Source organism: Polynucleobacter necessarius (assembly GCF_900095205.1).
Taxonomy (GTDB): Bacteria; Pseudomonadota; Gammaproteobacteria; order Burkholderiales; family Burkholderiaceae; genus Polynucleobacter; species Polynucleobacter necessarius_E.
Window position 1 is genome coordinate 1392206 of the sequence record NZ_LT606951.1, and the last position, 26015, is coordinate 1418220.

General features: G+C 44.5%; 24 protein-coding genes and 7 pseudogenes. 9 read left to right on the forward strand and 22 right to left on the reverse strand.

Going from position 1 to position 26015, the window contains the following annotated elements; translation table 11 throughout:
• The first annotated feature begins 40 nt into the window (after positions 1 to 40).
• The 6 genes from DXE37_RS07650 to rlmJ (DXE37_RS07670) are packed head-to-tail and all read left to right on the forward strand — an operon-like array spanning position 41 to position 5581.
• Entirely contained in the window at positions 41 to 1537 is a 1497-nt protein-coding gene (locus DXE37_RS07650) for a glycosyltransferase family 39 protein (protein ID WP_114637072.1), read from the forward strand.
• Positions 1538 to 1586: 49 nt separating this feature from the next.
• On the forward strand, positions 1587 to 2630 hold the full coding sequence (locus DXE37_RS07655; protein ID WP_114637073.1) for a lysylphosphatidylglycerol synthase transmembrane domain-containing protein: 1044 nt from the start codon (positions 1587 to 1589) through the stop codon (positions 2628 to 2630).
• A 17-nt stretch (positions 2631 to 2647) separates the two neighbouring features.
• The gene (locus tag DXE37_RS07660; protein ID WP_114637074.1) at positions 2648 to 3916 is read left to right on the forward strand and encodes a glycosyltransferase family 9 protein; all 1269 of its coding nucleotides are present in this window, start codon (positions 2648 to 2650) and stop codon (positions 3914 to 3916) included.
• On the forward strand, positions 3913 to 4704 hold the full coding sequence (locus DXE37_RS07665; RefSeq protein ID WP_114637075.1) for a phosphatase PAP2 family protein: 792 nt from the start codon (positions 3913 to 3915) through the stop codon (positions 4702 to 4704). The genes DXE37_RS07660 and DXE37_RS07665 overlap by 4 nt, the downstream gene beginning before the upstream one ends.
• 3 nt (positions 4705 to 4707) lie before the next feature.
• Positions 4708 to 4983 carry a 23S rRNA (adenine(2030)-N(6))-methyltransferase RlmJ gene (gene rlmJ, locus DXE37_RS14095; protein WP_331852144.1) on the forward strand — a complete coding sequence of 92 codons (276 nt, stop codon included), beginning with the start codon at positions 4708 to 4710 and terminating at the stop codon, positions 4981 to 4983.
• Positions 4976 to 5581 carry a 23S rRNA (adenine(2030)-N(6))-methyltransferase RlmJ gene (rlmJ, locus tag DXE37_RS07670; protein ID WP_331852145.1) on the forward strand — a complete coding sequence of 202 codons (606 nt, stop codon included), beginning with the start codon at positions 4976 to 4978 and terminating at the stop codon, positions 5579 to 5581. Before rlmJ (DXE37_RS14095) ends, rlmJ (DXE37_RS07670) begins: the two co-directional genes overlap by 8 nt.
• Here the strand turns inward: rlmJ (DXE37_RS07670) and DXE37_RS07675 are convergent.
• From DXE37_RS07675 to DXE37_RS07790, 22 genes and pseudogenes are all read right to left on the reverse strand, one after another.
• The gene (locus DXE37_RS07675; protein WP_231971265.1) at positions 5578 to 6009 is read right to left on the reverse strand and encodes an SOUL family heme-binding protein; all 432 of its coding nucleotides are present in this window, start codon (positions 6007 to 6009) and stop codon (positions 5578 to 5580) included. The genes rlmJ (DXE37_RS07670) and DXE37_RS07675 overlap by 4 nt on opposite strands.
• A 1-nt stretch (position 6010) precedes the next feature.
• On the reverse strand, positions 6011 to 6208 hold the full coding sequence (locus DXE37_RS11675; protein ID WP_197713170.1) for a heme-binding protein: 198 nt from the start codon (positions 6206 to 6208) through the stop codon (positions 6011 to 6013).
• 4 nt (positions 6209 to 6212) lie between these two features.
• Positions 6213 to 6563: a S66 peptidase family protein gene (locus DXE37_RS12870; protein WP_269460356.1), complete on the reverse strand. Its 351-nt coding sequence runs from the start codon at positions 6561 to 6563 to the stop codon at positions 6213 to 6215.
• Between the two features lie 58 nt (positions 6564 to 6621).
• Complete coding sequence (locus tag DXE37_RS12875; protein WP_231971266.1) at positions 6622 to 7002, reverse strand: LD-carboxypeptidase; 381 nt, start codon at positions 7000 to 7002, stop codon at positions 6622 to 6624.
• The gene (locus DXE37_RS12880; RefSeq protein WP_231971267.1) at positions 6999 to 7163 is read right to left on the reverse strand and encodes a hypothetical protein; all 165 of its coding nucleotides are present in this window, start codon (positions 7161 to 7163) and stop codon (positions 6999 to 7001) included. The genes DXE37_RS12875 and DXE37_RS12880 overlap by 4 nt, the downstream gene beginning before the upstream one ends.
• Positions 7160 to 7618 (reverse strand): tRNA adenosine(34) deaminase TadA, encoded by a 459-nt coding sequence (tadA, locus tag DXE37_RS07685; RefSeq protein WP_114637076.1) that lies wholly within the window; start codon positions 7616 to 7618, stop codon positions 7160 to 7162. Before tadA ends, DXE37_RS12880 begins: the two co-directional genes overlap by 4 nt.
• Positions 7619 to 8082 (reverse strand): annotated as a pseudogene (locus DXE37_RS07690) (6-pyruvoyl trahydropterin synthase family protein). It abuts the gene before it with no gap.
• A 36-nt stretch (positions 8083 to 8118) separates the two neighbouring features.
• Positions 8119 to 8776: pseudogene (gene queE / locus DXE37_RS07695) on the reverse strand (7-carboxy-7-deazaguanine synthase).
• An 83-nt stretch (positions 8777 to 8859) separates the two neighbouring features.
• Positions 8860 to 9144, reverse strand: a complete 285-nt coding sequence (locus tag DXE37_RS11680; protein WP_231971269.1) for a hypothetical protein — start codon at positions 9142 to 9144, stop codon at positions 8860 to 8862.
• A gap of 455 nt (positions 9145 to 9599) precedes the next feature.
• Positions 9600 to 11502 (reverse strand): annotated as a pseudogene (locus DXE37_RS07705) (B12-binding domain-containing radical SAM protein).
• A 63-nt stretch (positions 11503 to 11565) separates the two neighbouring features.
• The gene (locus DXE37_RS07710; protein WP_231971270.1) at positions 11566 to 12075 is read right to left on the reverse strand and encodes a ferritin-like domain-containing protein; all 510 of its coding nucleotides are present in this window, start codon (positions 12073 to 12075) and stop codon (positions 11566 to 11568) included.
• A gap of 344 nt (positions 12076 to 12419) precedes the next feature.
• Positions 12420 to 12967, reverse strand: a pseudogene (locus DXE37_RS14395) (poly-beta-1,6-N-acetyl-D-glucosamine N-deacetylase PgaB).
• Positions 12934 to 13689, reverse strand: a complete 756-nt coding sequence (locus DXE37_RS13650) for a poly-beta-1,6-N-acetyl-D-glucosamine N-deacetylase PgaB (protein ID WP_162786230.1) — start codon at positions 13687 to 13689, stop codon at positions 12934 to 12936. Before DXE37_RS13650 ends, DXE37_RS14395 begins: the two are co-directional and overlap by 34 nt.
• A gap of 18 nt (positions 13690 to 13707) precedes the next feature.
• Positions 13708 to 14238 (reverse strand): polysaccharide deacetylase family protein, encoded by a 531-nt coding sequence (locus DXE37_RS07730; protein ID WP_114637079.1) that lies wholly within the window; start codon positions 14236 to 14238, stop codon positions 13708 to 13710.
• A gap of 105 nt (positions 14239 to 14343) precedes the next feature.
• Positions 14344 to 15810: pseudogene (locus tag DXE37_RS07740) on the reverse strand (PgaA family protein).
• Between the two features lie 520 nt (positions 15811 to 16330).
• Positions 16331 to 16711: a hypothetical protein gene (locus DXE37_RS07745; protein ID WP_231971271.1), complete on the reverse strand. Its 381-nt coding sequence runs from the start codon at positions 16709 to 16711 to the stop codon at positions 16331 to 16333.
• A gap of 1177 nt (positions 16712 to 17888) precedes the next feature.
• Positions 17889 to 18260 (reverse strand): glycosyltransferase, encoded by a 372-nt coding sequence (locus DXE37_RS07760; RefSeq protein WP_114637085.1) that lies wholly within the window; start codon positions 18258 to 18260, stop codon positions 17889 to 17891.
• Complete coding sequence (locus DXE37_RS07765) at positions 18179 to 18499, reverse strand: hypothetical protein (RefSeq protein WP_162786232.1); 321 nt, start codon at positions 18497 to 18499, stop codon at positions 18179 to 18181. The genes DXE37_RS07760 and DXE37_RS07765 overlap by 82 nt, the downstream gene beginning before the upstream one ends.
• Positions 18500 to 19077: 578 nt before the next feature.
• Positions 19078 to 20685 carry a glutamine-hydrolyzing GMP synthase gene (guaA, locus tag DXE37_RS07775; protein ID WP_114637088.1) on the reverse strand — a complete coding sequence of 536 codons (1608 nt, stop codon included), beginning with the start codon at positions 20683 to 20685 and terminating at the stop codon, positions 19078 to 19080.
• A 26-nt stretch (positions 20686 to 20711) separates the two neighbouring features.
• Positions 20712 to 22175 carry an IMP dehydrogenase gene (gene guaB, locus DXE37_RS07780; protein WP_114637089.1) on the reverse strand — a complete coding sequence of 488 codons (1464 nt, stop codon included), beginning with the start codon at positions 22173 to 22175 and terminating at the stop codon, positions 20712 to 20714.
• 26 nt (positions 22176 to 22201) lie between these two features.
• Positions 22202 to 22552, reverse strand: coding sequence for an RnfH family protein (locus DXE37_RS07785; protein ID WP_114637090.1), 351 nt, complete (start codon positions 22550 to 22552; stop codon positions 22202 to 22204).
• Positions 22545 to 22976, reverse strand: coding sequence for a type II toxin-antitoxin system RatA family toxin (locus DXE37_RS07790; RefSeq protein ID WP_114637091.1), 432 nt, complete (start codon positions 22974 to 22976; stop codon positions 22545 to 22547). The genes DXE37_RS07785 and DXE37_RS07790 overlap by 8 nt, the downstream gene beginning before the upstream one ends.
• A 25-nt stretch (positions 22977 to 23001) precedes the next feature.
• Between DXE37_RS07790 and smpB the strand changes: the two genes are divergently transcribed.
• From smpB to DXE37_RS07805, 3 genes and pseudogenes are all read left to right on the forward strand, one after another.
• Positions 23002 to 23454 (forward strand): SsrA-binding protein SmpB, encoded by a 453-nt coding sequence (smpB, locus tag DXE37_RS07795; RefSeq protein WP_114637092.1) that lies wholly within the window; start codon positions 23002 to 23004, stop codon positions 23452 to 23454.
• A gap of 133 nt (positions 23455 to 23587) precedes the next feature.
• Positions 23588 to 25007 (forward strand): annotated as a pseudogene (locus DXE37_RS07800) (circularly permuted type 2 ATP-grasp protein).
• 15 nt (positions 25008 to 25022) lie between these two features.
• Positions 25023 to 26003, forward strand: a pseudogene (locus DXE37_RS07805) (alpha-E domain-containing protein).
• The last annotated feature ends 12 nt before the right edge of the window (positions 26004 to 26015 follow it).

A 26015-nucleotide genomic window follows, 5' to 3' on the forward strand; every position in this document is an offset into this window, starting at 1 on the left:
TTGTCCCAAAGAATGGTCGGCATGAGTCTAAAATCAGGCTATGCGCCATCAATCTCCTTCCAGTTGGGCCGTCATCTGTGTCTTGATTGCCGCAGGGGTGCGCTTAGCTTTTGGCTTTTCAATCGAATTTTCAGTTGATGAAGCTCACTATGCGCTATATGCCCAACATTTAGCTTGGAGCTACTTTGATCACCCGCCTTTGGTGGGGTGGATTCAGTGGCCATTGGTGGCCCTTACCTCTTCAGAAGGACTCATTCGATTAATCCCCGAATTGCTCTGGATAATTTCCTGCTATTTGGTTTATCAAGTCACCGTTGAAGTACATCACTTCATTCGCGGGCGTAACTCCGGATATCTCACAAGTGCACCCCCGTCTGCAAACTTATGCGGATTGATGGCCATATTAACTATCATTGCAGCGCCCATGCTTCATATTTTGGCAATTGGTTTATTGCCTGATACTTTATTGACCCCCTTGAGTCTTGGTCTGATGTTGATGGCGCTTCGTTGGCTCACTCAAGATTATTTTGGGATGAGTGATTGGCTGACTACTGGTGTTCTTCTGGGCCTCGCAGGCCTCAGCAAATACACAGCTAGCTTTACTGCCCTTGCATTACTCATTGTCTTCTTAAGCGCACCACGAAAACACTGGCTGACCAAAGTTGGCTTTTGGACTGCAGCTCTTATCGCTTTATTGCTTGTTACTCCAGTTCTTTATTGGAATTGGGTAAATGATTGGATCTCTTTTAAATATCAGCTTGCCCACGGTAGCGGTGGCGAGTGGCTTTGGCGAAGATTGGCCGCTTACATTGGCGTTCAAATACTCGTCTTTGGCCCTCTTTTAATACTGGGGGTTTTTGTTTTTTTAAAAGACTGCATACATGGAACGAAACTTTCATTGCTAGCACTCTTTAGTTTCTTTTTTATTCCTTTTGCCATCTTTGTCAGCCTCTCTGGCGGTGGCGGCCTACCTCACTGGACTTCACCTGCGTGGTTCTGTTTAGCGCCATTTGCAGGAATTGGTTTGGCAAAGGTTTGGGCCACACAGCATCGTCAGTGGATTCGCATTCTATTTATCTTGCAAATCACTTTATGTTGCATCGGCTTTGGCTACGTCTTATCTGGCGGGATTAGTTCGGCTTCAATCAAATCCAATCCTATTGCTGATTTATATGGCTGGAAGGCAGCAGGCCAAAAAGCAGCCGAACTAACAAAGATCTTCAATGCAGAGGGTATTGCCGTGCAAAATTGGACTTTAGGTAGCCGTGCCGCTTGGTATGCCTCGCCTACCCCAGTATTTGTTTTAGACCAGAGGAAAGACCAATTTGATCTCTGGTTTGGGAAGCTCCCGCAGGGGGCGAACGCTCTTCTTGTTCAATGGTCTGGCATGCCACTCCCCATGCCTTTAGAAGATAGCGCTGCTTTTGAAGCTTGCAAGCCCTTGGACAGCTTAGAAATTATGCGATTTGGTCGTGTCTTATCAAAATTTGACTTTAGCCTTTGCACCCATTGGCAAGGCGCTGGTCGGATGGAGTAATTCCCCCAAATTTAAGACCTTAGGCGCCTAAGGCATTATCCTTACGCTTATGAGTTCATCCGCCCAATCCACTCCCAAAGCCCAATCGGGGTGGAAATCCATTCTAAAGCGGGCTTGGCCCACGATTCGCATTCTGTTATCGATTGCTCTTTTATGGAAAGCAACTAGCGGCATAAATTGGCACTCTCTATTTGATAGTCATATTCAGATGCAGCCACTTTGGTTCTTAGCTGCATTGGGTAGCATGATGTTGGCATTTATTTGCGGTGGTTATCGCTGGGGATTATTTATGCAGTCCGTAGGATTTCCTCGCCGCATTTATTCTTACATAGGCCTTTACTTTACGGGCGGTCTCATTAATCAAGGTCTACCAAGTACATTAGGTGGAGATAGTTATCGTGCCATCACTGCTACCCACCTAACTAGCACAGGTAATCTGACTGAAACCAAAGAGCTCGATGAAGAACTTCATCATTCAGTAGATCTTGAACACGCTACGCCAAAGTTACGTCTGAGTTTTGCCATGGTTTTAGTCGATCGCCTATTGGGCTTAGCGGGCAATAACTTGCTTGGTGGAATTGGATTGATATTGGGCGGAGCCACCCTTGCAGCATGGGGTAAAGACTTGGGCTATGCGGTAATGGCCGTCATGTTGCTCGCTGGCGTTGTGATTGCAGTGATATTGGCCTGGACTCCGAGCAAGCAACTCTTACAAAAAGTATTGGATCGTTTTAATATGAATCAAGCCATGCCAGGCATCCAGCTCGCTTTTGCTTGGCCCAATAACATTGCTCAAGCATGCTTGGCAATTGGCATTCATTTCCTCGCCATATTGACTTTGCTCTTTTGCTTGAAAGCCTATGGAGTGGATGCCCCTATAGAGGGCTTAATGATTGGCCTGCCAGCACTGAGTTTATTACTGATGTTGCCTATCAGCATTTCCGGCTGGGGTCTGCGTGAAGCCACGCTTTCATCCGTCCTCGCCTTGTGGGGTGTGAACCCTTCATTGACAGTGCTGGCCTCGATTAGTTATGGTGCCATAACCGTGCTGTCGGTTCTGCCTGGTGCCTATTTTTTATTAAAACGAAAATAATTTTCTAGAGTAAGGCTATGACTATTAGTGTCAATACTATGCGCGCCATCGATCATTGGGTCGGCGTCCCGCTTTGTGCAATTGTGAGTCCTATAGTTGCCCTGGTAGATCACATTAAAAATGTATTCGGCCGCGGTCCACAGACACCAAAAAGACTGCTATTCATTGAACTATCTGAAATGGGTAGCGCAATTTTAGTCGATCCAGCGATGCGCAATGCGCAAGCACGTGGCGCAGAGTTATATTTCCTAATCTTCAAGAGCAATCGCGCTAGCTTGACTCTACTCAATACCGTTAAACCAGAAAACGTCTTCACGATTGATTCATCTAGCTTGGATGGCTTAATTAAAGATACCTTGCGCTTTTTAGTGCTTGCCCGTAAACACCGCATCGATACCGTAATTGATTTAGAACTTTTCTCGCGATTCACCGCCCTACTAACCGGTATGTGTGGCGCACGTCGTCGTGTTGGCTATCACATCTTCCATGGCGAAGGATTATGGCGCGGCTTCATGCTCACTCGCAAAGTCCACTACAACCCACATATTCACATTACCAAGAATTTTCTATCCTTAATTCATGCAGCTTTTGCTCAAAAAATTGAGGTGCCGTTTAGCAAGATTGAGATTCCAGATTCAGCGGTTCGACTTGAGCAAGCCATCATCAATCCAAACACTCTTGAAAAAGTGCGTGAGCGCATCGAAAAACTCGCCAAGGAAGCAAAAATCAATTACACATCCGGAAAAGATCGCCTTATTCTCATCAATCCGAATGCTAGCGACCTTCTTCCGCAACGTCGCTGGGCGCAACAACGTTTTTCTGAACTGATTCAAGCAATTCACCAACAATATCCCGACGATCTCATCTTGATTACTGGCTCTCCCGCTGAATTTGTATATGTGGATAAGGTTCGCTCAGTCGCTAATGTGAAAAATGCCCTGAACTTTGCAGGCCAAGTGAGTTTTGCAGAGCTGCCACCACTCTACACCCTGTCTGATGTCATGGTGACTAACGATTCTGGTCCAGGCCACTTCTCAGCAGTGACGCCATTAAGAACCGTTGTTCTATTTGGTCCAGAGACCCCTGCACTATATGGGTCGGTTGGCAATTTCATTGCCATCACTGCTAACTTAGCCTGCTCGCCTTGTGTTAGTGCAGCTAACCATCGCAAGACCCCTTGTCATGACAATGTCTGTATGCAAGCGATTACTGTCCATCAAGTATTAGAAAAAGTAGTCATACAACTACAAGCCGCCGATCAAGCAAAGGGTCGTTCTGCTGGATGAGCAAGAAAGTAATGCCCACTTTTGCTTGGTTCACTCCACTAGCTCCGCTTGCACTCGCTTGCGCAATTTATTTTGGTGAAATTCAAACCAGTAGTTTTTTATTCATCAACCGCTTTACACAGTTGCTACCCGATACCTTATGGGCCTGGCTGACATTTTTAGGTAACGGCTGGGGTGTATTTGCACTCGCTTTTCCATTACTCCTCTTGGCACCCCGTCTATTGAGCGCAGGAATATTTGCAGGAGGAATTACAGCCTTAGCAAGTTTTAGCCTAAAGCGTCTTTTTGATTTACCAAGACCTGAAAGGATCCTCAGCATTGAAAGTTTTTATCACTTTGGAGCGCCCTTGTTGAGTAAAGCATTTCCTTCGGGTCATACATTGACAGCTTTTGCTATTGCAAGCGCGCTTTATTTTTCCTGCGATCAATCTAAACGTATCAAAGCATTACCTCTTTTCATCGTGGCGACGCTCGTAGGGCTCTCGCGCATAGGAGTGGGAGCTCACTGGCTCTCAGATGTATTGGCCGGAGCTGGAATTGGCATTTGGTGTGGCATGGTGGGCGCAATTCTGGCGCAATATGTTCCGGAGAATCAACTCGCGCCTCAGAAAATTTGGCCGCGCATTATTGCGCTCGGTGGTGGAGCTGCAATCTATGCACACTTTACCCAAACCATGGATCTAGAGCTTAACTTACCATTGCAATACGCTTCTATTGCTATCGTGACAATCACCTTGATCTTCTTTGTGAAAGCACAATTTAATCAAGCTTCAGGTAACCTCAAATAATTTATGTTTAGCTATCGTCATGCTTTTCATGCAGGCAGTCATGCTGATATTCTCAAGCACCTCACACTCATTCATCTTGTAGAATATCTACAAGAAAAGCCTGCTGCGTTAACTATCGTCGATACACACGCTGGCGCTGGTATTTATAGCCTAGCGGATGAATTTGCCTCTGTCAGCAAAGAAGCGGAGGGAGGCATATTTCGGCTACTCAAGTACAAGGAAAGCGGGGAACCCCATTCCAGAAAGTGTTCAAAGCTATTTAGATTACAGTTTGGCTGAGAATGCTGAAGATCAGCTCAACACTTATCCAGGCTCTCCCTTTATTTTGGCCCGCCTATTACGTCCGCAAGATCGACTCAAATTATTTGAATTGCGCCCCAAAGAAATAGACATTCTGCGCCATAACATTAGCGAGTTAAAGCAATCAAAACAAATTGATATCTACGCTGAAAATAGCTTTAATAGACTTAAAGGACTACTTCCTCCCCCCAGTCGACGTGGCCTAGTAATAGACCCTTCCTATGAAGATAAGCAAGATTACCGCTATCTGGAAGTTGCAATGGAAGAAGCATTGCAGCGCTTTGCAACTGGCTGCTACGCTATTTGGTATCCAGTAATCTCCAGAAGAGAATCAGCGGCGCTTCCTGACCGGCTTAAAAAAATTGCTGCGATACACAAACGCTCTTGGCTACATGCTGAACTACGCGTCGAAAATTCTCCCGGCAAACATCGCCTACAAGCAAGTGGTATGTTCATCATTAACCCTCCTTGGACTTTAGAAAAACATTTAGCGCAAGCTCTGCCACTTCTGACTAAGGCTTTGGGAATGAATGCTGGCAGCCAGTTTCTCTTAAAGAGTTTTGAGGCGAAAAACTAATCATGCAATGTGATGATGACCTCGTTACGGCGCATAAAAGGTAATGTCCAGGGCGGGTTATAGCGCGCAAAATTGGGTGAACCGTTTGACTGCAAATTACGAGCTTTCATCCACTGTTCCAGTTCTAGGGTTTTTTCAGCAACTTTCTGAGCATTATAAAAACCACTAAAACTAATCACTGCCTTTTTAAGCGCAGGAATTTGCCGAAGCTGAACCTGAGAATTGATGGGTTTGGGTATGGTGTCCATGGTGTATTCAGCAGGCATCACAAAAGACACAGTCCACTTGCCAGCAGAGGATTCAATTCCTACTGGCGCAGTCATTGCTATCTTGGCATTCTTGGGCACCTGATCTTCAACTGTTACAGGCGCAGTCATGGCGATTTTTTCACTCACCTGATTTTGTCCGAAGATATAAGCAGCAGTCAACTTAAAGCCCTGGCTTGATGCCCCATCCAAATCCGCCCTCCACCTGCACTTCAGCAACAATCATGGGCGCATAAGCTCGAACCTCAAAAGGCGGCTCTTTTTCAAGAATAGTAAATTTTGGCTCTTCTGTTGCCATTGCTGTCCCAGTAAAAATGAGCGCCGTCAGAATGAAGACGCCCCGCATGAATAAATGGCTCAAAAAATTACCACTTCGCTTTGAGTTCAAAGCCATTGGAATTGAAATTTAAACTAACTTGAGAGCCAATTGGCAAGGTCAATTTATTTGCCTGATGCCCAAAGGGGAGCCCAGTAAGGATTGGTATTTCTGCTAGCAAACGCTTTTTTCGAATAGCTTCAATAGCGCGTTCTATTGAGTAGCCCTTATCGTTATCATAAAGACGGTAGGTAGAAAAACTACCTAGCAATATTGCACCCTGATTTGCAAGAATGCCTGCATCTAAAAGCTGCATCAGCATTCTTTCGATACGATAAGGATGCTCATTAACATCCTCTAGAAATAAAATACCGCCCTGAGTTTGTTTAGGGCTCGGTATTTAGGGAGTTCCCACTAAACTAGCCAAGACGGTTAAGTTACCACCCCACAATAAACCCCTAATGGTTTGTGTATCTTTTGCGCCGCAAGAAGGATTGCGGCGTTGATACCTCACATTGGAGTGCGCGATTTCGGATAGCTGACTGAAAGTGGTTCCACATAAATTCATCAGGCACCACAGGAGAGCCATCATCTCCCATTCGGCCAAAATCATGGTTCAGCATCGGTCCAGCCAATATAATAGCACCAGTCTTAGCCAATAATCCCAGCTGAAATACAGTGAAGTCACTATGACCACAAACTTGCGGGCCATTTTGAATGGCATTTGCGATTGAATCCCACTCAATATTTGGAAGCAAGCGATGTAGACCGTATCCTCCGCGCATAGCTATCACGACGTTCTGAGGATCTAATTGAGAGATTTTATTTAATTCGTTCAAAACCGATCTTTGTCACTTCCAGCAAAGCGCTCATAGACGCGATGTACGCAGTCAGCATTTTGGATGGTTAAGCCTTGGCCCTCTAGCCAATGAATCCCAGCTAATAGACTCTTACTATCTAGGCTAGCTCCTGAAGGAGCAATCAGATGAATCGATTTCAACGTCGCTCCCTAAAAAAATCGCGCAATAATTGACCGCACTCTTCACCCATAACGCCACCTTCAACACTGGTTTGATGATTAATCTGTTTTGATGCGAATAAATCAAGCACACTTCCAGCTGCGCCTGTTTTGGGATCTGAGGCGCCAAATACCACTCGACTAATCCTAGCATGGAGCATAGCACCAGAACACATTGCGCAGGGCTCAAGCGTCACATATAAGGTGCTACCAGGAATGCGGTAATTTTCTTCAAGCCGGGCTGCTTCCCGTAGTGCCAACATTTCTGCATGAGCACTAGGATCATGATTGGCAATGGACTTATTAAATGCCTTAGAAATTACTTGGCCATCACGAACCAATACCGCACCTACAGGAATCTCGCCAGATTGGGCTGCTAATTGAGCTTGCTCAATAGTTAAAAGCATAAATTGATGGTCAAGCTCTGCTTGGGTCATTTAAGAGGGATGAACATCCGCCCAGCAATTGGGTGTCTCATAGAGTCGAATTAAAGAAAGCTCTAAGCGACCCCCAAAGGTTTCGGTAAATATAGGCTGCAAAATTGCGAAAGCAGCGTTCGCTAAATTCTCAACAGTAGACACATGCTCCATGATGACTGTTTTATGATTAGGCAAACTGGATAAGAAAGCAACCAAAGCCTCATCCTCTTTTGCCACTAAAAAGCATGCTCCCAAAGCTCAACAATATGTTGATTAGTTAAGCGCTTGATATCGCCAAAATCAAGCACCATTCCGTCATCTGCTTTCCCGGGATGATCTGCTACTTCTCCAGTGAGCGTGACTTCAATGGCGTAGCGGTGACCATGGAGATGGCGACATTGGCCATCATGATTTGGAATACGATGTCCTGAGTCAAACTCAAGGCGACGCGTGATGGAGATGGCAGGTTGTTTATTAGTCATTGATTACTTCATTCATTATTTTTGAGCTTAACTTGCTTAGCGAATCCCGATGAGTTTATGAGATTGCAAACTTAATCTCCATAAGGGCCTCTTTTGACATAAGCTTACCGCTAATTCAGTATTGCTTTTGAGGTTCGATCCATCCATTGGCTGCAAGAAGCGATTGTGGTAATCCATCTTCTTCAAATCGAGCCATGAGCTTTTCTTAACTCTCTATGGTCATTTTGTGGAATCACAAGCTTTAACCCATCCGCTTGGAGAACGATTAATTCAGCACCCGCTTTTGGACTGACGCAAACCCAATCAACCCCCTTGGGAACTTTAATCGTGCCATTGGTCTCAATAGCAACTTCGAAGCCTTTTTGATGAAGAGCGGCAATTAATTCCTCATCCAATTGCAAAAGAGGTTCGCCTCCAGTAAACACAACATAACGTTGCTGAGGTCCTGCAGAAGCACTTCGCCAGGAGGATTCAATTGCATCAGCAAGGGCATTGGCTGTTTCAAACTTACCACCACCCAAACCATCGCTCCCCACAAAATCGGTATCGCAAAACTGGCAAACCGCAGTAGTGCGATCTTCTTCACGCCCGCTCCAAAGGTTGCAACCTGCACAAAGCGGCAAAACACTGCTGCCCTACCAGCGTGAGCACCTTCGCCCTGAAGCGTGGGAAATAGTTCTTTTACGGTATACATAGCAATGCGTCTATTTTAAGCGCTTTGCCTATTTCCAGGAGATTAACTCCCACTGTAGATAATCCTTCCCAATAGGCATTTGACTAATAAACCCCGGCAGTGATATAGCGCCCAGAACTTCTGCGGATGACCCAACGACCGATTTCTGGAGCAAACCATAAGTCCTCTTGTCTTTCATTGGCAAACCTAAAGAGATCGTTGCTCACAAAATATGGCATTTCGTTATGAACCCGTAGAGCCAAAAACTCGCCCGCAGGGGTTTTCATGCGCTCCCATTGCAAGGCAGTCATTCCCAATCCCCAGTAGTAATTTGCATCGGGATAAGAAGAAACTTGATACTGAGTACTAAAAAATCCTTTCCAGCCCACATTTAGTTGTAAAGGCCATAGTGGAATAGGCTTTGCAAATATCTGAGCTGGCTTCCAGTGGGGATCTTGGAGGACATAACCCCAAGGTGACTGAATCTCATCTGGCAGTGGCCCTGTTTTAGCACCGGTACGAGCAATACGGATTTCGTCGCCAACCGAGACTACCCTCTCCGGTCACGATATCAACGATATCTTGATTAAAAACATTTCGAATTTGATATACCCACTCCTGACCCACTTTTGGGGCCCGAACTTTAGGGATTGGCTGCGGCTGAACTTCAGCAACGCCTTGTGGAAATGGTTGAGATGAAATGCACCCCACCATTAAAAATGACATTGTCAAGAGGAAAATTTTTTGGAGAAGATTCATGCGTAAAGTATATGTTGCCATCTAATTCCTCTGCCCCGCAGCATGAAGGCTTAGTACCATTGTAGTTCTGAAACTCATTACTAAATTACCCGTATAAGGCTTGCTCAATATAATTTTTTGGAATGGTGGTCTTGGGAATAGCAATTCCCAAGCCCTCAAACCAAGACTGAGCTCTATTCTCAAAACCTACGCCATGCATATAGTTGTAGATGGCCTTTTTTAAACCTTGGCCAAGTAAATCATGATCAGCTCCAGTGGGATCGATAAAGGCAACATCATTCTTAGCAAATGTGATCTCTGGCAATGGAATCAACTCAATTCCATACTCTTGAGGATTGAGCCCGACGGACGAATGTACGGTGCATGTAAACCAATGAAAGAAACCGCTCTGAATGCAGCCATACTCAAAAAGTTGCCTTACATATTCCAATGCATCAATGGTTTCTTGCACGGTTTGGGTTGGGAAACCATACATCAGATATGCATGCACCAAGATACCCGCATCTGAGAAACCTTTGGTTACTTGGGCTACTTGCTCAACTGAAACCCCTTTTTTTATTAGGTTCAATAGTTTATCTGATGCCACCTCAAGGCCGCCTAACATTGCAATACAACCACTTTTTGCTAAGAGCTCAGCCAACTCTGGGGTAAAAGTTTTTTCAAAGCGGATATTACCCCACCATGAAATAACTACCTTACGAGCTATTAACTCGTGAGCCAAAGCCTTTAACATTTTTGGAGGAGCGGCTTCGTCCACGAAATGAAAACCGGTCTGTCCAGTTTCAGCAATAATTTGTTCAATCCGATCAACCAACAAACTTGCCGAAGCAGCTTCATATCGAGAAATGTAATCTAACGATACATCGCAAAAGCTACACTTTTTCCAATAGCAGCCATGTGCAACAGTTAATTTATTCCAACGACCATCGCTCCATAATCGATGCATCGGATTGAGCATATCCAACAGTGATAAATAAGAATCTAATGGTAATCCATCCCAAGTGGCAGTCCCCACCTCCTCAAAAGGAATATCAGGCTCCTGCCAGTTGAGATATTGCACTTGATTATTTACGTTACGAATAAAGGCGCGGACTAGCCTCTCCACAGAACGCTTACCCTCAAGATGCTCAAGCAAAGCAAGCAGAGGACGCTCACCCGAATCTAAGGTGATGAAGTCTACATAGTCAAAAATTCGAGTATCTGATAACTCACGTAGTTCAGTATTAACATACCCTCCCCCTAAAGCAATCTTGATTTCTGGAAAGTTGTTTTTGATGACTTGCACTATTCGCAAAGCAGCATACATTGCCCCAAGAAAAGGCACAGATAACAACACTAGCTTAGGCTGATGACGCTCAATCGCTTATCTTGCAAGCCCCTGCAAATGCATGTCCATCAGCGTCGGTTTAGCGGTGAGCGCCCATGAAGAGGTGTAAATGTGGGCTGACTACTGGCCAAAGGCTCTGCATAACGCACAAATTCAAATCGATCATCCACTGCATCACGCAACACATCGAATAAGTCGTTGAGATAGAGCGTGGTGATATGACGAGCACGATCTTGAGAACCCAGAGCACCGAAGGCCCAAGCCAACGGATCATCTTCCTCATCATCAAATGCATCAAGTGAATGAAAGCGGCGGCCCCTCGGGCAAAAAATCACGCGAATTAATACGGTGACTTAAAGTGCTATCATGCCCCTGTAAAAAGCGGATAACTGAGGAGATAGTTGATTGATATGCATCAAAATGATCCAAGAAGAAATTAACACTGGCGCTACGCCTTTCCTCTGGAACATCGAGCGCTTGAGTACGCACTTCGGTTAAGCCCTCTGGCGTGAAAAAACTCAATACGAGCTCCAAAGCCAAATCCTCTTGTACAGCATTTAACCCCACGAGACCTCAGAAATCCCGTCAGATAGGCGGTAGATGGGTACGGCGTATTGGGCTGAGTCATCGGTGGAGTCAGACTTAATACCTTCAGATTCATTGCCTATGCCCCAAGGAGATTTAACTCTTCAGATGTAAACCAGCCTGCATACGCGCCTCCAAATTAAATGGGGGCCTTAAAAACAGGGGCACGATATTTTCTTGCTAGTTCTCGATATGCAGTAATGGGGAAGATATTTTCCTGAGCGCATAAGAAATTAAACCAATGATTACCAATACGCACATGGCTAATTTCATCGCGCAGAATGATCTCCAGTATCTCCACTGCCCGATCATCTTTTATCTGCTTAAATCGATCACGAATCATCGGCACCGCATCCAATCCTCGCGCTTCCATCGTTCTGGTGACCAGCGCCATTCTTGCCATGACTGAATCAGTTGTTCTCTCCACCATCTCCCACAAACTATTGTGAGCAGTAAAGTCTCCGTAGCTAAATCCCAGCACCTGCAAATACTCACCAATCAAACTAAAGTGATACGCCTCTTCCTTGGCAACGGTGAGCCAATCTTCATAGTATTGCTTGGGCATATTTGCAAAACGCCAGATAGCATCTAGCGCCAGGTTCAACGCATTAAATTCAATGTGAGCAAGTGAGTGCAAAAGACCCGCCATACCCCCGAGAGAGTATCCATCCTTCTTTTAGAAACAAGCTCCGGCTTTGCTGGACGCCTAGGAAGGACAAAATTCTCGGAATCAATCTTTGTAGCAGAGTCTAGATGAATTTTTTGCTGCTGAAAGTTCTTAAATAACTTGAGGAGATGATTTACTTTGAATTGCGCATCAGTCTGCGCCAATATTTCCAAGGCAATTTGGCGTAAATCATTCATTTAAAGATCCTAAGTCTTTTCGCCCCCTATTATGACATTAAAAATAGGGGTGGTATTGCTTCCCAGGTCGTAAGATTTAATTAGCAAATTCCCGATAGCGAATATTTAAACCACAGAGATGCTAAACGGTTATTGAAATACTGCTTTCGCTGAAAGCTCCTTCTTGAGTATTTTGATGTTGGGGCTGTTTGTAAATTGGTCATCAGGATAGTAGCCAAAATTGAGAATGCCTTTAACTCTCATATTACGCATCCAAGCACTCAATTCATTGGTTGGAATGGGCTTGCCTGTGCGCCAATCTTTTGCTTGCAATTCATATAAAAGTTTTTCCTTAGCATGAGGATAAGCTTGGGTAACGTCAATGAGATTATTAAGCCATTGTGCAGGGTTCTTAGCTTTTCCATGTAGGGCATCGCCATCAGCGCCACCCAGTTGTAGTTCTGTAAACCATTTGAAATGGGTTGAGCAAACCATTCTTCCGCCTTAGGGTTTAGTGCGACTTCAGCATAGTAGTTACGCGCAAGACTGATGGGCTTTCGGTATTGCTCCGCCGCTGCTCGTATTTCCATTGAAAACTGAGTCAACGTTTCTATTTTAGCTTTGTACCATTTTTCCGTTGTAAGCGGGATTTTGGGAGATAGCATCAATATTGGATGGCAACCCCCAGTGTTTGGCATAGTACTGCAATGCTGGCGGGCGGGCTTGCGTCTTCCTTATCTGAGAGAGTCGCATCATCATGAATCAATATCCCCTCAAAGTTGGCATAACGACCTAGATCGGTATAGATTCCCTTAATAAATTGGCGCGAACGATCCGAGAAAGGACTTAGCCTTAAGTAACCAATGCCTTTACTGCCATCAATCGATTGAACCACATCTAATTTGCGTAGTTTTTCAGGGCCTGGATCAAATACCAAGAGTGGCATCCAAGCAAATACTTTTACGCCTGCACGAGTCTTTAGTTGCCAACTAACTCGACCAAAGATATCTGCTTTGATCGGCATATAGCTGTTCTTAAAATACACACTCTTAGCTACACCAGTTCCATCATCATCCGCAAACGCTTGGAGGTAAACCGTAGTGACGCCAGATGCGAGAATCCTCTCTATTAAAGTGCCTAAATTCTTTTCTTGCTGGGCCGGGTCTTTATCGTAAACATAATCCAGATCGACATGCATGACTCGCTCCAGTGCTGGAGGATGTTCTCGCAAGTTAGCTACAAAATCATCAATCTTCGGATTATCGATCAGGTAAATGCGACGGATACTTTCTACTGACTGTAGTTCAAGATTTTCTCCATCGTCCAATGTAATAGCAATATCCATACCAAGACTCTTGGCAATTTTTTGCCCAACACTGTTATATCTACCATAGGGCCAGACAATAATTCTAGGAGTCACACCCGTATGCCGTTTAATTCATGCATTATTTTTATTTAAATCGGACCGAATCCGATTGAGGTAATGCTCTTCAGTTTCGTATTGTTGTGTTTTTTGGTTATATTCAAAAGTAGTTAGTGCCGGCATATCATTGCCTTGAGCATTACCTATAACACCGTGATGTAAGTCACAGGTATGAGAGGCTATTTCTACTAAGCCACTCTTCGCAAGCTCATTTAACTCATTGAGAGATAAGAATTTCGAGCGAGGCACCTGCTTGCCCGCATAAAAAACCGTACCATTTTCTGGAACATCAAGCCAAGAACCAACAATTGCTAAGATTGCAGGATAGTTAAAGGCCTTCAAGATCGGTAGTACATAGGTATAAAAGCTTTTATAGCCATCATCAAAAGTGAGGACAATGGAGTTATCAGGCAATGGCTTGCCACCTTTATTGGCATTGATCACATCCTGAATCGAAATCACGGTATAGCCATTGGCTTTTAACCATGAAAAGTAAGTAAGCAGATTATCTGCGCTGACATCATCAGGCTCAGAACTGCTGTTCATCTCCTGCACGATGTCATGAAAGCTCAACACCTTAAAATCTTTAGCGCCCTATGTAAGATTGCTCAGGAGGATCAGGGTGATGAGAAGATATTTGAACTTTTTCATTTAGAAGCGCGACTCAAAGTTGAGATGCCCCGTGGTATAGCTTGACCGAACACCATTAAACGAAAAACTAGTTCTGCCAACACCCCAGCTGAGGGTCCGTTTATCACCAACATTAAAGTCTTGACCATAACCATAGTTATTCATCGGTTGGGCGATGAAACCAGATTGGGTAACAACACCATACGAGGCAAACAGACGATGCCAAAAATCATATTTCTTGGTTTCAATGTCACGCCATTGCAAAATTCGTAGGTTGAGTGTTCCCGAATATTCTGTTTGGGTAATAGGAGCAAAGTAGCTCACATTAGAGTTGGTATTTTGTTGATTACCAATTCAACCAGAGATATCTACTTTATAGCTATATTCCGTCAACGGGCGCTGGTTTACGTTGCCATAAATTTCTTGTTTATTATTATTCGGTAGAGCCCAATAACGATAACCCAGCGCGGCGTCTGTAGTGTCTCCATTTTTCCACTTGACATTCATTCCTCCGACATTTCCTCCCGAAGTGGCATAGAGAGAGCCCAGCATCAAGTAAAAAGCATTTTTTTCAAAGGCCCCAGTAATAGACCAATAATCATTTAAGGTTTGAGTTCCTTCAGCACGAAAATATCCGGCGCTACCCATTTCAAGTTCAGCCTCTTGATGAATGCCAGTATATTGAATACCGCCACCAACCCCTTGATCAGTCACAGGAATTGCAGGGCCGCTATTTAAGTCTCGGTAGCGAGCAAAACCCCGAAAATTGTCATCAATGGGAGCACTGTAGACACGTAGATCGCTAGTTCGGTTATTGTTTGTCTGACCAAAGTATTGACCATTACCCAAAACAAAATTACCTGTGACATACCCTGCTTTATATGCATCAAGCCGTTTGCCAGCATCCTTTACCGCATTAATATCCGAATAGTCTGGCCTTAGCTCGTTCACAGTCTTAATGAAAGTGGATATATCGCCCTGACTCGTTCGAGCATTGGCATAGCCAATTTTTGCTTCAACATCTTGCGGGTCTTGCTTTGCTGCAATGGAATAATAATCAGCAGCCGCTTCGTGCATTCCTTGGGCTTCTCTTAGGTTCCCAGCAGTTTTCAGCAAGTCTGCGTTCGAAGGAATTTCACTCAGAAGTGGTTGTAGTTTTTTATCGGCTTCTTGGTACTTCTCTTGATAGGATTCAAAACCCACCGCTTCTATCATTGCACTGGTGTAATCAAAGTCTCGTTTAGGCAAATATTTTGGATGTGCTTTAAGTTGTGTTGTTATTTTATCCAGCAGTTGCTTTGCCTCTGAATACTGATCTCGGTCAGTCAGGTTGAAGTATTGAGCCAGCTCAACATCCAAATCATTTGGATTTTTCTCATAAAGCTTTTTCAGGATGACACCTTCTTGAATTGGTTTTTTCTTTCCGCTATAGCTCGAAGCAACCGCCAGTAAGGCATAGTCTGGTACTGTCTTGCCACTTGCGACCATCCGATCATAAAGTGCAAGGGATTTATCCCATTCATTCCTTTTGTTGTAAGCAACAATTAAATCAAATTCGATTGAGTCAATCTGGTCTTCGGTTGCTCCAATGGATTTAGCATAAGCCAATGCAGCATTCAGTGCGTTGATGCCTTTATCGACTGCGATAAAGCGATTTGGAGCTACCGCAGAATCAGCCACTGACCAGCGAGAAGATCTTGCGCACCCGAGTTATGCATTGCGCGCAATTTTTGATTATTAGAGCAATACCAACCCTTGCTATCAATTAAATATAAAGCCAGGTGAGGAATGCCCATATCTAATCTAATAGCACTTGAATAACTTGTTGTTACGTTCCCGAATCCTTTGGATGATATCGATTGATATCGTCATAAATTAAAAGGGCTGCATATCGATCACCAACATCCTAAAGTGCACCCGCTCTGAGCTCCCAAGCAGATTGGTTTTTAGGATAATCTCGCAAAAAGCGCGCGCTCCAATAGAGAACAGCATCAAATTTCTTTTGATTTCACGCCAGAACCACCATATTCAATTCAATGGATTCATTCTTACCGTGATTGCCTAAAATTGATTTAGCAACTTCTTCCGCTTTAGCATAAGAATCCAATTTGGCAATACAAGAGAAGATGGCTTCTTGGACATAAACCGGCGCATGGGTAAGGTGGTTTTTATTTCCAAATTTCACAACCTCGCTACACAGATTGGCGTTGCTAGCTACAGCTATGTAATCAGGTTTATAGCGCTCAATTTCTGGATTGGAAATCATGAGAGCTTTAAGGATTTTGGCAGACTCTAGATAATTAGCAGATTTATTAAGCTCTAAAGCTTTTTGATATTCCAATTCTGCTGAAGATGTTTGCCCACACACCAATGCAAATGGTATTTGCAAAAATACAGCGATCAGAGGTGCATAGTATTTAAAGCACAATTTAGTTCTTTGTGAATAGAATAATTTTATAAATGCGATTATCGCTATTGATAAAAACCTGTGCCGGTCTTATATCATGCCAATTTTCAACATCTGCTGGCAATACACCTAATTCAATTTCAAGCTTTTTTATCTGCTCTGCCGGACTGGCGGTCTTAATATATCTTGTACTGTTGATAATTTTCTTTCTCCACAAGCCAAGAAAACAGATCCAAACCACTAATCCAAGGGCGATATAAAAACCTTGATAACTTCTGCCAAATTACTGACCAGTTAACTGTGTCAGTATTAGTCAGTTCAAAAATGGGATCGGAGAAAAAGTCAAAAACGAGCCACAGGAAGTTATGCAAAGTTAATACAATAATTATCCACGCACTCGTGGTAAGCACTATATCGCGCAACCTAATCCATAGCGGAATTTTGTCGTCATTGATGATGGGCGGCCAATTGATTTGTGGAATTCCTTTCATCTCACCTCCCTATCTGGACTTAACCCATGTGCCTTTGATTTTTGCCGGCCTAAATAAGGCTTTAGTAAAGCCTACGACACAGCTACAAGTTTGCAGACACCAATACAGCAATAGATACCAAATAATCCATCCAAATGATTTAAGCGATGTCTTATCGTACGGGCGATCAAGCGCTAATCCAACCAAGGACTGGAGGAGATAGGTGCTCGCCAAAATAATTCCCCATCAATGTGGCAGAAAATTTTGATAAATGGTGAAGACATCACCCTCTAAAAATTGATTGACATTGAGCAAGGTAAATCAGATCACAATGCAAAATGCCCATAAGGTACTAACAAAGAAGTTACTCCAAATCAAAAGGAGTGACCAAGTGAATGGGCGTGATCGAAAAATGGCTTTGGTGGCATTAATGGCGGCCTGGGAACCACCTTCGGACCAGCGCACTCGCTGATTCCATAGACCTCTGAGCGTTTCGGGCATCAAAATTCAGCATAAAGCATGGGGTTCAAAAGCAACCCCCAGCCTTTTGCTTCGATTCGCAGTGTTAGATCCACATCATCGGTCATTGCCTCTGGGGCCCATAAGCCCGCTTCCATCACTGCTATTTTTCTGAACGCACAAACCCCCACCCCAGATACAGTAAATAGAGCGCCATATATAGACTGGGTTCACTTAATCATGCCAACTATCGAAGAAAACTCACCTACTTGCAACTTACCCAATAGAGTTGATCGATTTCGAATACGAGGGTTCCCGCTGATGCCGCCTAATCTGTCATTCGTTAGAAAACGAAACACTAGCCAATGGATTGCATGGGGATCCAGTAAAGCATCGCCGTCAATGCAAACCAATAAGTTTCCGCGAGCCATCAATAATCCCGCATTCAATGCTGTTGACTTTCCATAATTTTCAACAAGGTGCGCGACTCGCAGATTCGGGTATTGATGAACCAGTTGATCTAATATTTCTCCGGTGTTATCGCTTGAGCCATCATTGATGGCAATGGCTTCATAATTTGGGTAGCGAGAAAATCCATTAATACCACCATAGTTTCATGTAATTGATCTGCCTCATTGAAACAAGGGAACAGAACAGAAACTAATGGTGTTTCAAGAAGATGTGGGGGCGACGTGTATTCTGATCTATGGCGCTCACGAATAAACCAATACAGAATTGACCCAACAATCCAGTACCAGGACATGACAAAAGGATAGCCAAAGCAAAACCTTGCCATCCATTCAAGCACTTGTGGAGTGAATATGTCATGAAAAAGGGTCATCGTTAACTATAGGACCTATGCCTGAATTGTCTCGTGAACCGTGAAGTTATTAAATCAACAAGGTATTTGTTATTTTGCAGTTTTATTTTAGTCGGTATTAGCCCTTAATTTATTATTATTTAGGCCCCAAAACTGCTTAAACTCTAGCAAGCGGTCTAAAGTAACTCTTTACACCTCATACCATCATCCAGATATTAAGCCGAAGGAGTCTGAAAGAAAGATGAAAGATCGGACCGCAGGTATAAGCGCATTTCATTTACCGTTGAAATAGTCTTTGGATTACTACTGGTACTCAACGGGTTTGTTTTGATTGCCAACTACTTTGGACTATCAGCTCTTCAGGAAAAGTTTTCTAATTTTTTTAAATCAAACGATTTTTGGGCGAAATCAGCCAATGAATGGCGATTTTTTATCGAGTTTATTCATGCAATGATCGCAACTCATATTGCTGCAGTTGTCATGATTTTTACGGGCTTATTAATCTTGATAGTGGCAATGCGTAAAAGGAAATCGCCTTAATTTCCCCGGCACAAAAACAGTGCTTTAAGAAGCTTTTATTGCGACCCTTGTAACGCCTATTATTCCCACTCAATCGTTGCTGGCGGTTTTCCACTGATGTCATAGACAACGCGATTGATGCCACGCACTTCATTGATGATGCGATTGGAGACTTTGCCAAGTAATTCATGTGGCAAGCGAGCCCAGTGTGCCGTCATAAAATCTTGAGTTTGCACTGCCCTGAGGGCAACCACATATTCATATGTTCTACCATCACCCATTACACCAACAGACTTGACTGGCAAGAATACTGCGAATGCTTGACTAGTGAGGTCATACCAAGATTTTTGACTAGCTTCATCGATCGTATTGCGCAGCTCTTCAATAAAGATGGCATCAGCGCGCTGTAATAAGCTCGCAAATTCAGCCTTCACCTCGCCCAAGATACGAACACCTAGACCAGGCCCTGGGAATGGATGGCGATACACCATCTCGCGCGGCAAACCCAGTGCAACACCAAGCTCGCGCACTTCATCCTTGAACAACTCACGCAACGGTTCAAGCAATTTGAGATGCATATCCTCTGGCAAGCCACCAACGTTATGGTGACTCTTAATGGTATGCGCGCCCTTCTTATCTTTACCGGCAGACTCAATTACATCTGGATAGATAGTTCCTTGAGCAAGCCATTTGGCATTCTTAATTTTTCCAGATTCAGTTTGGAAAATTTCCACGAATTCTTTACCGATGATCTTGCGTTTTGCCTCTGGATCAGCAACACCTGCTAACTTACCCATGAAAGTCTCTTTAGCATCAATACGGATCACTTTCACACCCAAGTTGCGTGCGAACATCTCCATCACCATGTCGCCTTCATTCAAACGCAGAAGACCATGATCAACAAAGACACACGTGAGTTGATCACCAATTGCTCGGTGAAGCAAGGCGGCAGCAACACTAGAATCAACGCCACCAGATAGACCCAGAATCACTTCTTCATCGCCCACTTGCTTGCGAATATTGTCTACAGCCTCAGCAACGTAATCACCCATTACCCAATCTGGCTTGCACTTACAAATCTCATGCACAAAGCGCTCAATAATGGCAGTACCTTGGATAGTGTGAGCCACCTCAGGATGAAACTGAAATGCATAGAAACGACGTTCTTCATCCGCCATGCCAGCAATGGGGCAGGACTCAGTTGAAGCCATCAACTTAAAGGATGGAGGCAATGTCGTGACGAAGTCGCCATGACTCATCCACACTTTGAGGATGCCATGGCCCTCACTGGTAGAGAAATCTTGAATACCTTTAAGCAAATGAGTATGACCATGAGCTCTTACTTCAGAGTAACCAAACTCACGCGCCTTACCTAAGGACTCAGCCGATGCAACCGCTCCACCCAATCGGGTAGCCATGGTTTGCATGCCGTAACAAATTCCCAGAACGGGAACGCCAAGCTCGAAAACAATCTGAGGGGCTCTTGGACTACCTTCTTCAGTAACTGAACTTGGGCCACCCGACAGAATGATGCCTTTGCCGCCCTGCTCTTGAATGAATTTGCGGATGAATTCTGGATCACAATCATAAGGATGGATCTCCGAATATACGCGGCCATCGCGCACGCGCCGAACAATAAGTTGAGTTACTTGTGAACCAAAGTCGAGAATCAGTATTTTGTCGTGCACGAAAAGGAGCTGCCCTAATCTAAGTCTTAATCAACATGGTAATTTGGCGCTTCTTTAGTGATCTTCACATCATGGACATGCGACTCGCGTACGCCAGCTGAAGTGATCTCTACAAAGTTGGCTTTTTCATGCAACTCATCAATTGTTCTACATCCAAGGTAACCCATGGAAGAACGAATACCGCCAGTGAGTTGATGCAAGATTGCCAGTACGCTACCTTTGTAAGGAACTTGACCTTCAATGCCTTCAGGCACAAGCTTCTCAGCATTGGCAACGATATCGCTTTGGAAATAACGATCAGCCGAACCATCAGCCATCGCACCCAAAGAACCCATTCCGCGATAACTCTTGTAAGAGCGGCCTTGATACAAAAATACTTCACCAGGCGCTTCTTCAGTGCCAGCAAACATGCCACCCATCATCACAGAACTTGCGCCAGCTGCCAATGCTTTAGCAACGTCACCAGAGTAACGAACGCCACCATCAGCAATCAATGGAATACCAGTGCCTTTGAGAGCAGTTGCGACATTCACAATTGCCGTAATCTGAGGAACGCCTACACCAGCAATAATACGAGTGGTACAAATTGATCCGAGGCCAATACCAACTTTGACACCATCGGCACCGTGATCAGCCAATGCTTTTGCAGCATCGCCTGTAGCAATATTGCCACCAATCACTTGCACGTGTGGGAAGTTTTGCTTCACCCATTTGACGCGATCTAATACGCCCTGGCTGTGGCCATGCGCCGTATCAACCACAATCACGTCAACACCAGCACGTACTAAGAGCTCAATTCGCTCATCATTGTCCGGGCCCACACCCACTGCCGCGCCCACACGAAGCTTGCCTTCGCTGTCTTTACAAGCATTCGGATGTTCTGTAGCCTTCAGAATATCTTTCACGGTGATTAATCCGCGTAATTCAAACCGATCATTGACAACCAGTACACGCTCTAAGCGATGTTGACTCATCAAGCGCTTTGCTTCTTCTAATGAGCCACCTTCTTTAACAGTAATTAAACGCTCGCATGGGGTCATCTTGTTTTTTACTGGAGCGTCTAAATCTTCTTCAAAGCGCAAATCGCGATTCGTGATGATGCCCACCACCTCTTTGCCAACGAGCACTGGGAAGCCGGAAAAGCCATGCTCACGAGAGAGCTGAATCACTTGACGCAAAGTTACGTCAGGGCTGATCGTGATTGGATCACGCAGTACGCCAGATTCATATCGTTTTACTTTGGCAACTTCGCGCGCTTGTTCAGCAGGCTTCAAGTTTTTATGAATGATGCCAATGCCGCCTTCACTAGCCATGGCAATTGCCAAACGACCTTCAGTGACAGTATCCATAGCAGCGGACACCAATGGTGTATTAAGTGAAATTTCTCGAGTCAACTTACTTGCCAAACTGGCATCTCGAGGGAGTACCGATGAATAGGCCGGTACGAGGAGCACATCGTCAAAAGTGAGTGCTTTTTGAATGAGTCGCATGCAAAACCCCTAGTCGCAAAAACAGATTATAGCCTCCTAGCCTTTCTTTTAGCTGCGGCGGCCTGGAATTTAGCATCTTGGTTCTGATTAGCCTTCTTGCGTCTAACCGTCTTGGGATCAATTAATAGCGGGGAATAAAGCTCTAAGCGATCGCCAGCATAGATGGGGCTATCCCATTCTTTACGCTTGCCAAAGACTCCAAAGGAGCCCTTTCTCGCTAAAACAGGGTCATCTGGACCAACAGCAATCCCAGCCTGAATCAAGGCTAGTCCAACGGTTGGAGCCTCATTGCCGTCAATGATTAGCTTAAAAGGTCTTAAGACTGGCTCACCCTGCCTGGCATCACATAGCAAAAGGTCAAGTGACCGGTCAACCATAGAGATCCTCCGCTCGCTTTACAAAGCAATCCATAAAGGTACCGGCAATATGACCAAATACGGGACCAATAATCTTATCGAGAATAACGCTCTTAAACTCCCAGTGAAGTTTGAACTCCACCTTGCAGGCGTCTTCCCTTAGCGGAATAAAGTTCCACTGCCCCGAAAAATGCTTAAACGGCCCATCTACAAAGACCATATCAATGGTTTCTGGACGATGGTTGACGTTACGAGTATGAAAATACTGTGTGATGCCTTTGAAGTGAATATTGATTTTGGCATCGAGGACTGTCTCAGTTTGCTCAAAAATTTCCACCCCACCACACCAAGGCAGGAATTCTGGATAGCGGGCGACATCAGTGACTAAGCTATACATGCGGTCAGCTGACTGGTCAATTAAAACGGTCTTGTAGACGTCTGCCATAATCGTTCCTGAGAGCTAAATAAATATGAGTATCGTTGATAACAAAAAAGCCTTTTTTGATTATTTTATCGAGGAGCGCTTCGAAGCAGGGCTTGTTCTGGAGGGCTGGGAGGTAAAAGCCGTTCGTGCAGATCGCGTGCACATTAAAAAAGCGTATGTCGTCATTCGCAAGGCGGAGCTGTTTTTGATTGGCTGCCATATCACCCCCTTGCTATCTGCCTCCACCCATATCGTTCCCGATAACACCCGCACCAGGAAGTTATTGCTCAACGCTATTGAAATCCGCAAGCTGATTGGTAAAGTGGAGCAAAAGGGTTACACGCTAGTCCCATTGAATCTGCACTTCTCAAAAGGGAATGTGAAATGCGAAATTGGTCTAGCTAGAGGTAAAAAGCAGCATGACAAACGTGCTGCGACTAAAGAACGTGAATGGGAAGTACAAAAAGGACGTATCGCTCGGGGTGATTTGAACGCCTAAGTAGTCAAAAACTCGGTTGGACCGACTTTAGAGCCAGCAATCTCTCATTTATGCACTTTTATGGTGCAAGTTAGCACCAAGCCGCTTCAAAATCACCTACCTATTACTTATAAAAGGCATTAGTTTTATAACTATGAAATTGCCTTTTGATGAAATGCTCGACGCCGCAGGCAAAGCGCGTTCCCACTACCAAATCTTCCACAACTGGTTAAAACAGCAAAGCGACACCCTCATGGGTCTCAAGCGTGCTGAAGCTGACCTCATCTTTAGACGGGTAGGCATTACCTTTGCCGTCTATGGAGATGATCTCGGCTCAGAAAGAACTATTCCTTTTGATCAGGTACCTCGAATATTTACTGCCAAAGAATGGGAGCAACTCGAGGCTGGTCTGCGTCAACGGGTAAAAGCACTGAACCGCTTCATCTACGACGTGTATCACGATGAAGAGATTATTAAAGCGGGAATTGTCCCCGCCGAACAAATTTATAACAATGCTCAATATCGACCTGAGATGCGTAATAATGTGAGCGTGTGCCACGCGACATCTATGCACAAATAGCTGGTATTGATATCGTTCGCGCTGGTGAAGGCGAATTCTACGTATTGGAAGATAACTTACGCGTTCCTTCGGGTGTGTCTTACATGGTCGAAGACCGCAAGATGATGATGCGCCTCTTTCCGGACCTCTTTCAGAAATACCGCGTAGCACCTGTAGAGCGCTATCCAGATCTTTTACTGGAGTGTCTCAAATCGGTTAAGCCGGATGATGTTAAAAAACCAAACGTAGTTGTTCTGACGAACCCCGGCATGTATAACTCTGCTTATTTTGAGCACAGCTATTTAGCGCAACAAATGGGTGTTGAGCTAGTGGAAGGTAAGGACTTGTTTGTAAAAAATGAGCAAGTCTTTATGCGTACGACTCAAGGACCAGAGCGTGTTGATGTGATTTATCGTCGTGTCGATGATGATTTCTTGGACCCACCGGCATTCCGCTCTGATTCCACTTTGGGTGTAGCAGGACTCTTATCAGCTCATCGCGCTGGTAACGCGTCACCTTAGCAAATGCAATTGGTAGTGGAATTGCCGATGACAAATCCATCTATCCATATGTTCCCGAGATGATCGAGTTTATCTTGGCGAAAAACCCATCCTCAATAATGTGCCTACATTCCAGTGTCGCAAACCAGATGATTTGGCTTATACGCTAGCCAATCTAGATAAGTTGGCAGTCAAACTGACCCATGGCGCTGGTGGATACGGTATGTTAGTAGGCCCAGCCTCAACCAAGGCAGAGATTGAAGAATTTAGAACGCATCTCATGCTAACCCAGATAAATACATTGCCCAACCCACTTTAGCTCTCTCCACCTGCCCCACCTTTGTAGAGTCAGGTTGCTCCAAGACACATTGACTTAAGGCCATTTGTGCTCTCAGGAAAGACTATCAAGATGGTACCAAGGTGGCCTAACTAGAGTCGCACTCAAAGAAGGTTCTTTAGTAGTGAACTCCTCCCAAGGTGGCGGCACTAAAGACGCCTGGGTACTGGAAGAGTAAGAGGAACCAGAGAAAATGTTAAGTCGTACCGCTGATTGTCTTTATTGGATGGCCCGTTACACCGAACGTGCAGAGAACACTGCTCGCATGTTGGATATAAACCATCAAACCTCCCTACTCCCACAACCTGCTGAATTTTTAGAGCAAAGCTGGAAAAAATTACTCACGATTTCAAAGTTAGAGGATGCTTTCCTCAGCAAATATGCTGTGATCAATCGCGAGAACGTCTTGGACTTCATGATTTATGAAACCAGTAATCCTTCTAGTATTGTTTCTTGCTTATTTGCTGCGCGTGAAAATGCTCGTATGATTCGCGGCAAAATTACATCGGAAGTTTGGGAAACCCAGAACACCGCTTGGCTTGAATTACAGCGCATCTTAGAGGCAAGACATCAGACTGACCCTAGTGTCGCTTGCTGGAATGGGTAAAACATCGTTGCCACCTCTTTAGAAGCGTCTTTTATGGCACTCTGCTCAAGAATGAAGCTTTTTACTTCATCAACATGGGAACTTTACTAGAGCATGCTGATAATACTGCTCGTATCTTAGAAACAAAATATGAAGATCAGGATGCCCTTAAGGTTCTAGGCGTACAGAAATCTTCTGAAGATGGAACCCGATGGAGAGTTTTTTGACTTCTATCATTGGGCCGCTTTGTTACGCTCTGTGTCGGCATTTGAGATTTATCGTCAAAATTACTCCGATCAAGTCACGCCCAAACAAGTAGCGGAACCACTGATCTTCAATAAGCAGATGCCACGTTCCTTAGTATGCTGCGTGAATGAATTAATCCCCCTCATTTCTGAGGTGAAGAATCAACAATCAAAAGAGATTGAACGCTTGCTAGGAAAGCTCAAAGCAAGCTTAGATTATTCCGATATTGATGAGGTATTCGAACAAGGTCTCGAAGAATTCATTGAGGCCTTCTTAGAGCGCATTAACCACATAGCTGATGAGTTCAGTAACGCTTATCTCATTCCACTGGCTGTTGCCTAAGAATCACGAAGA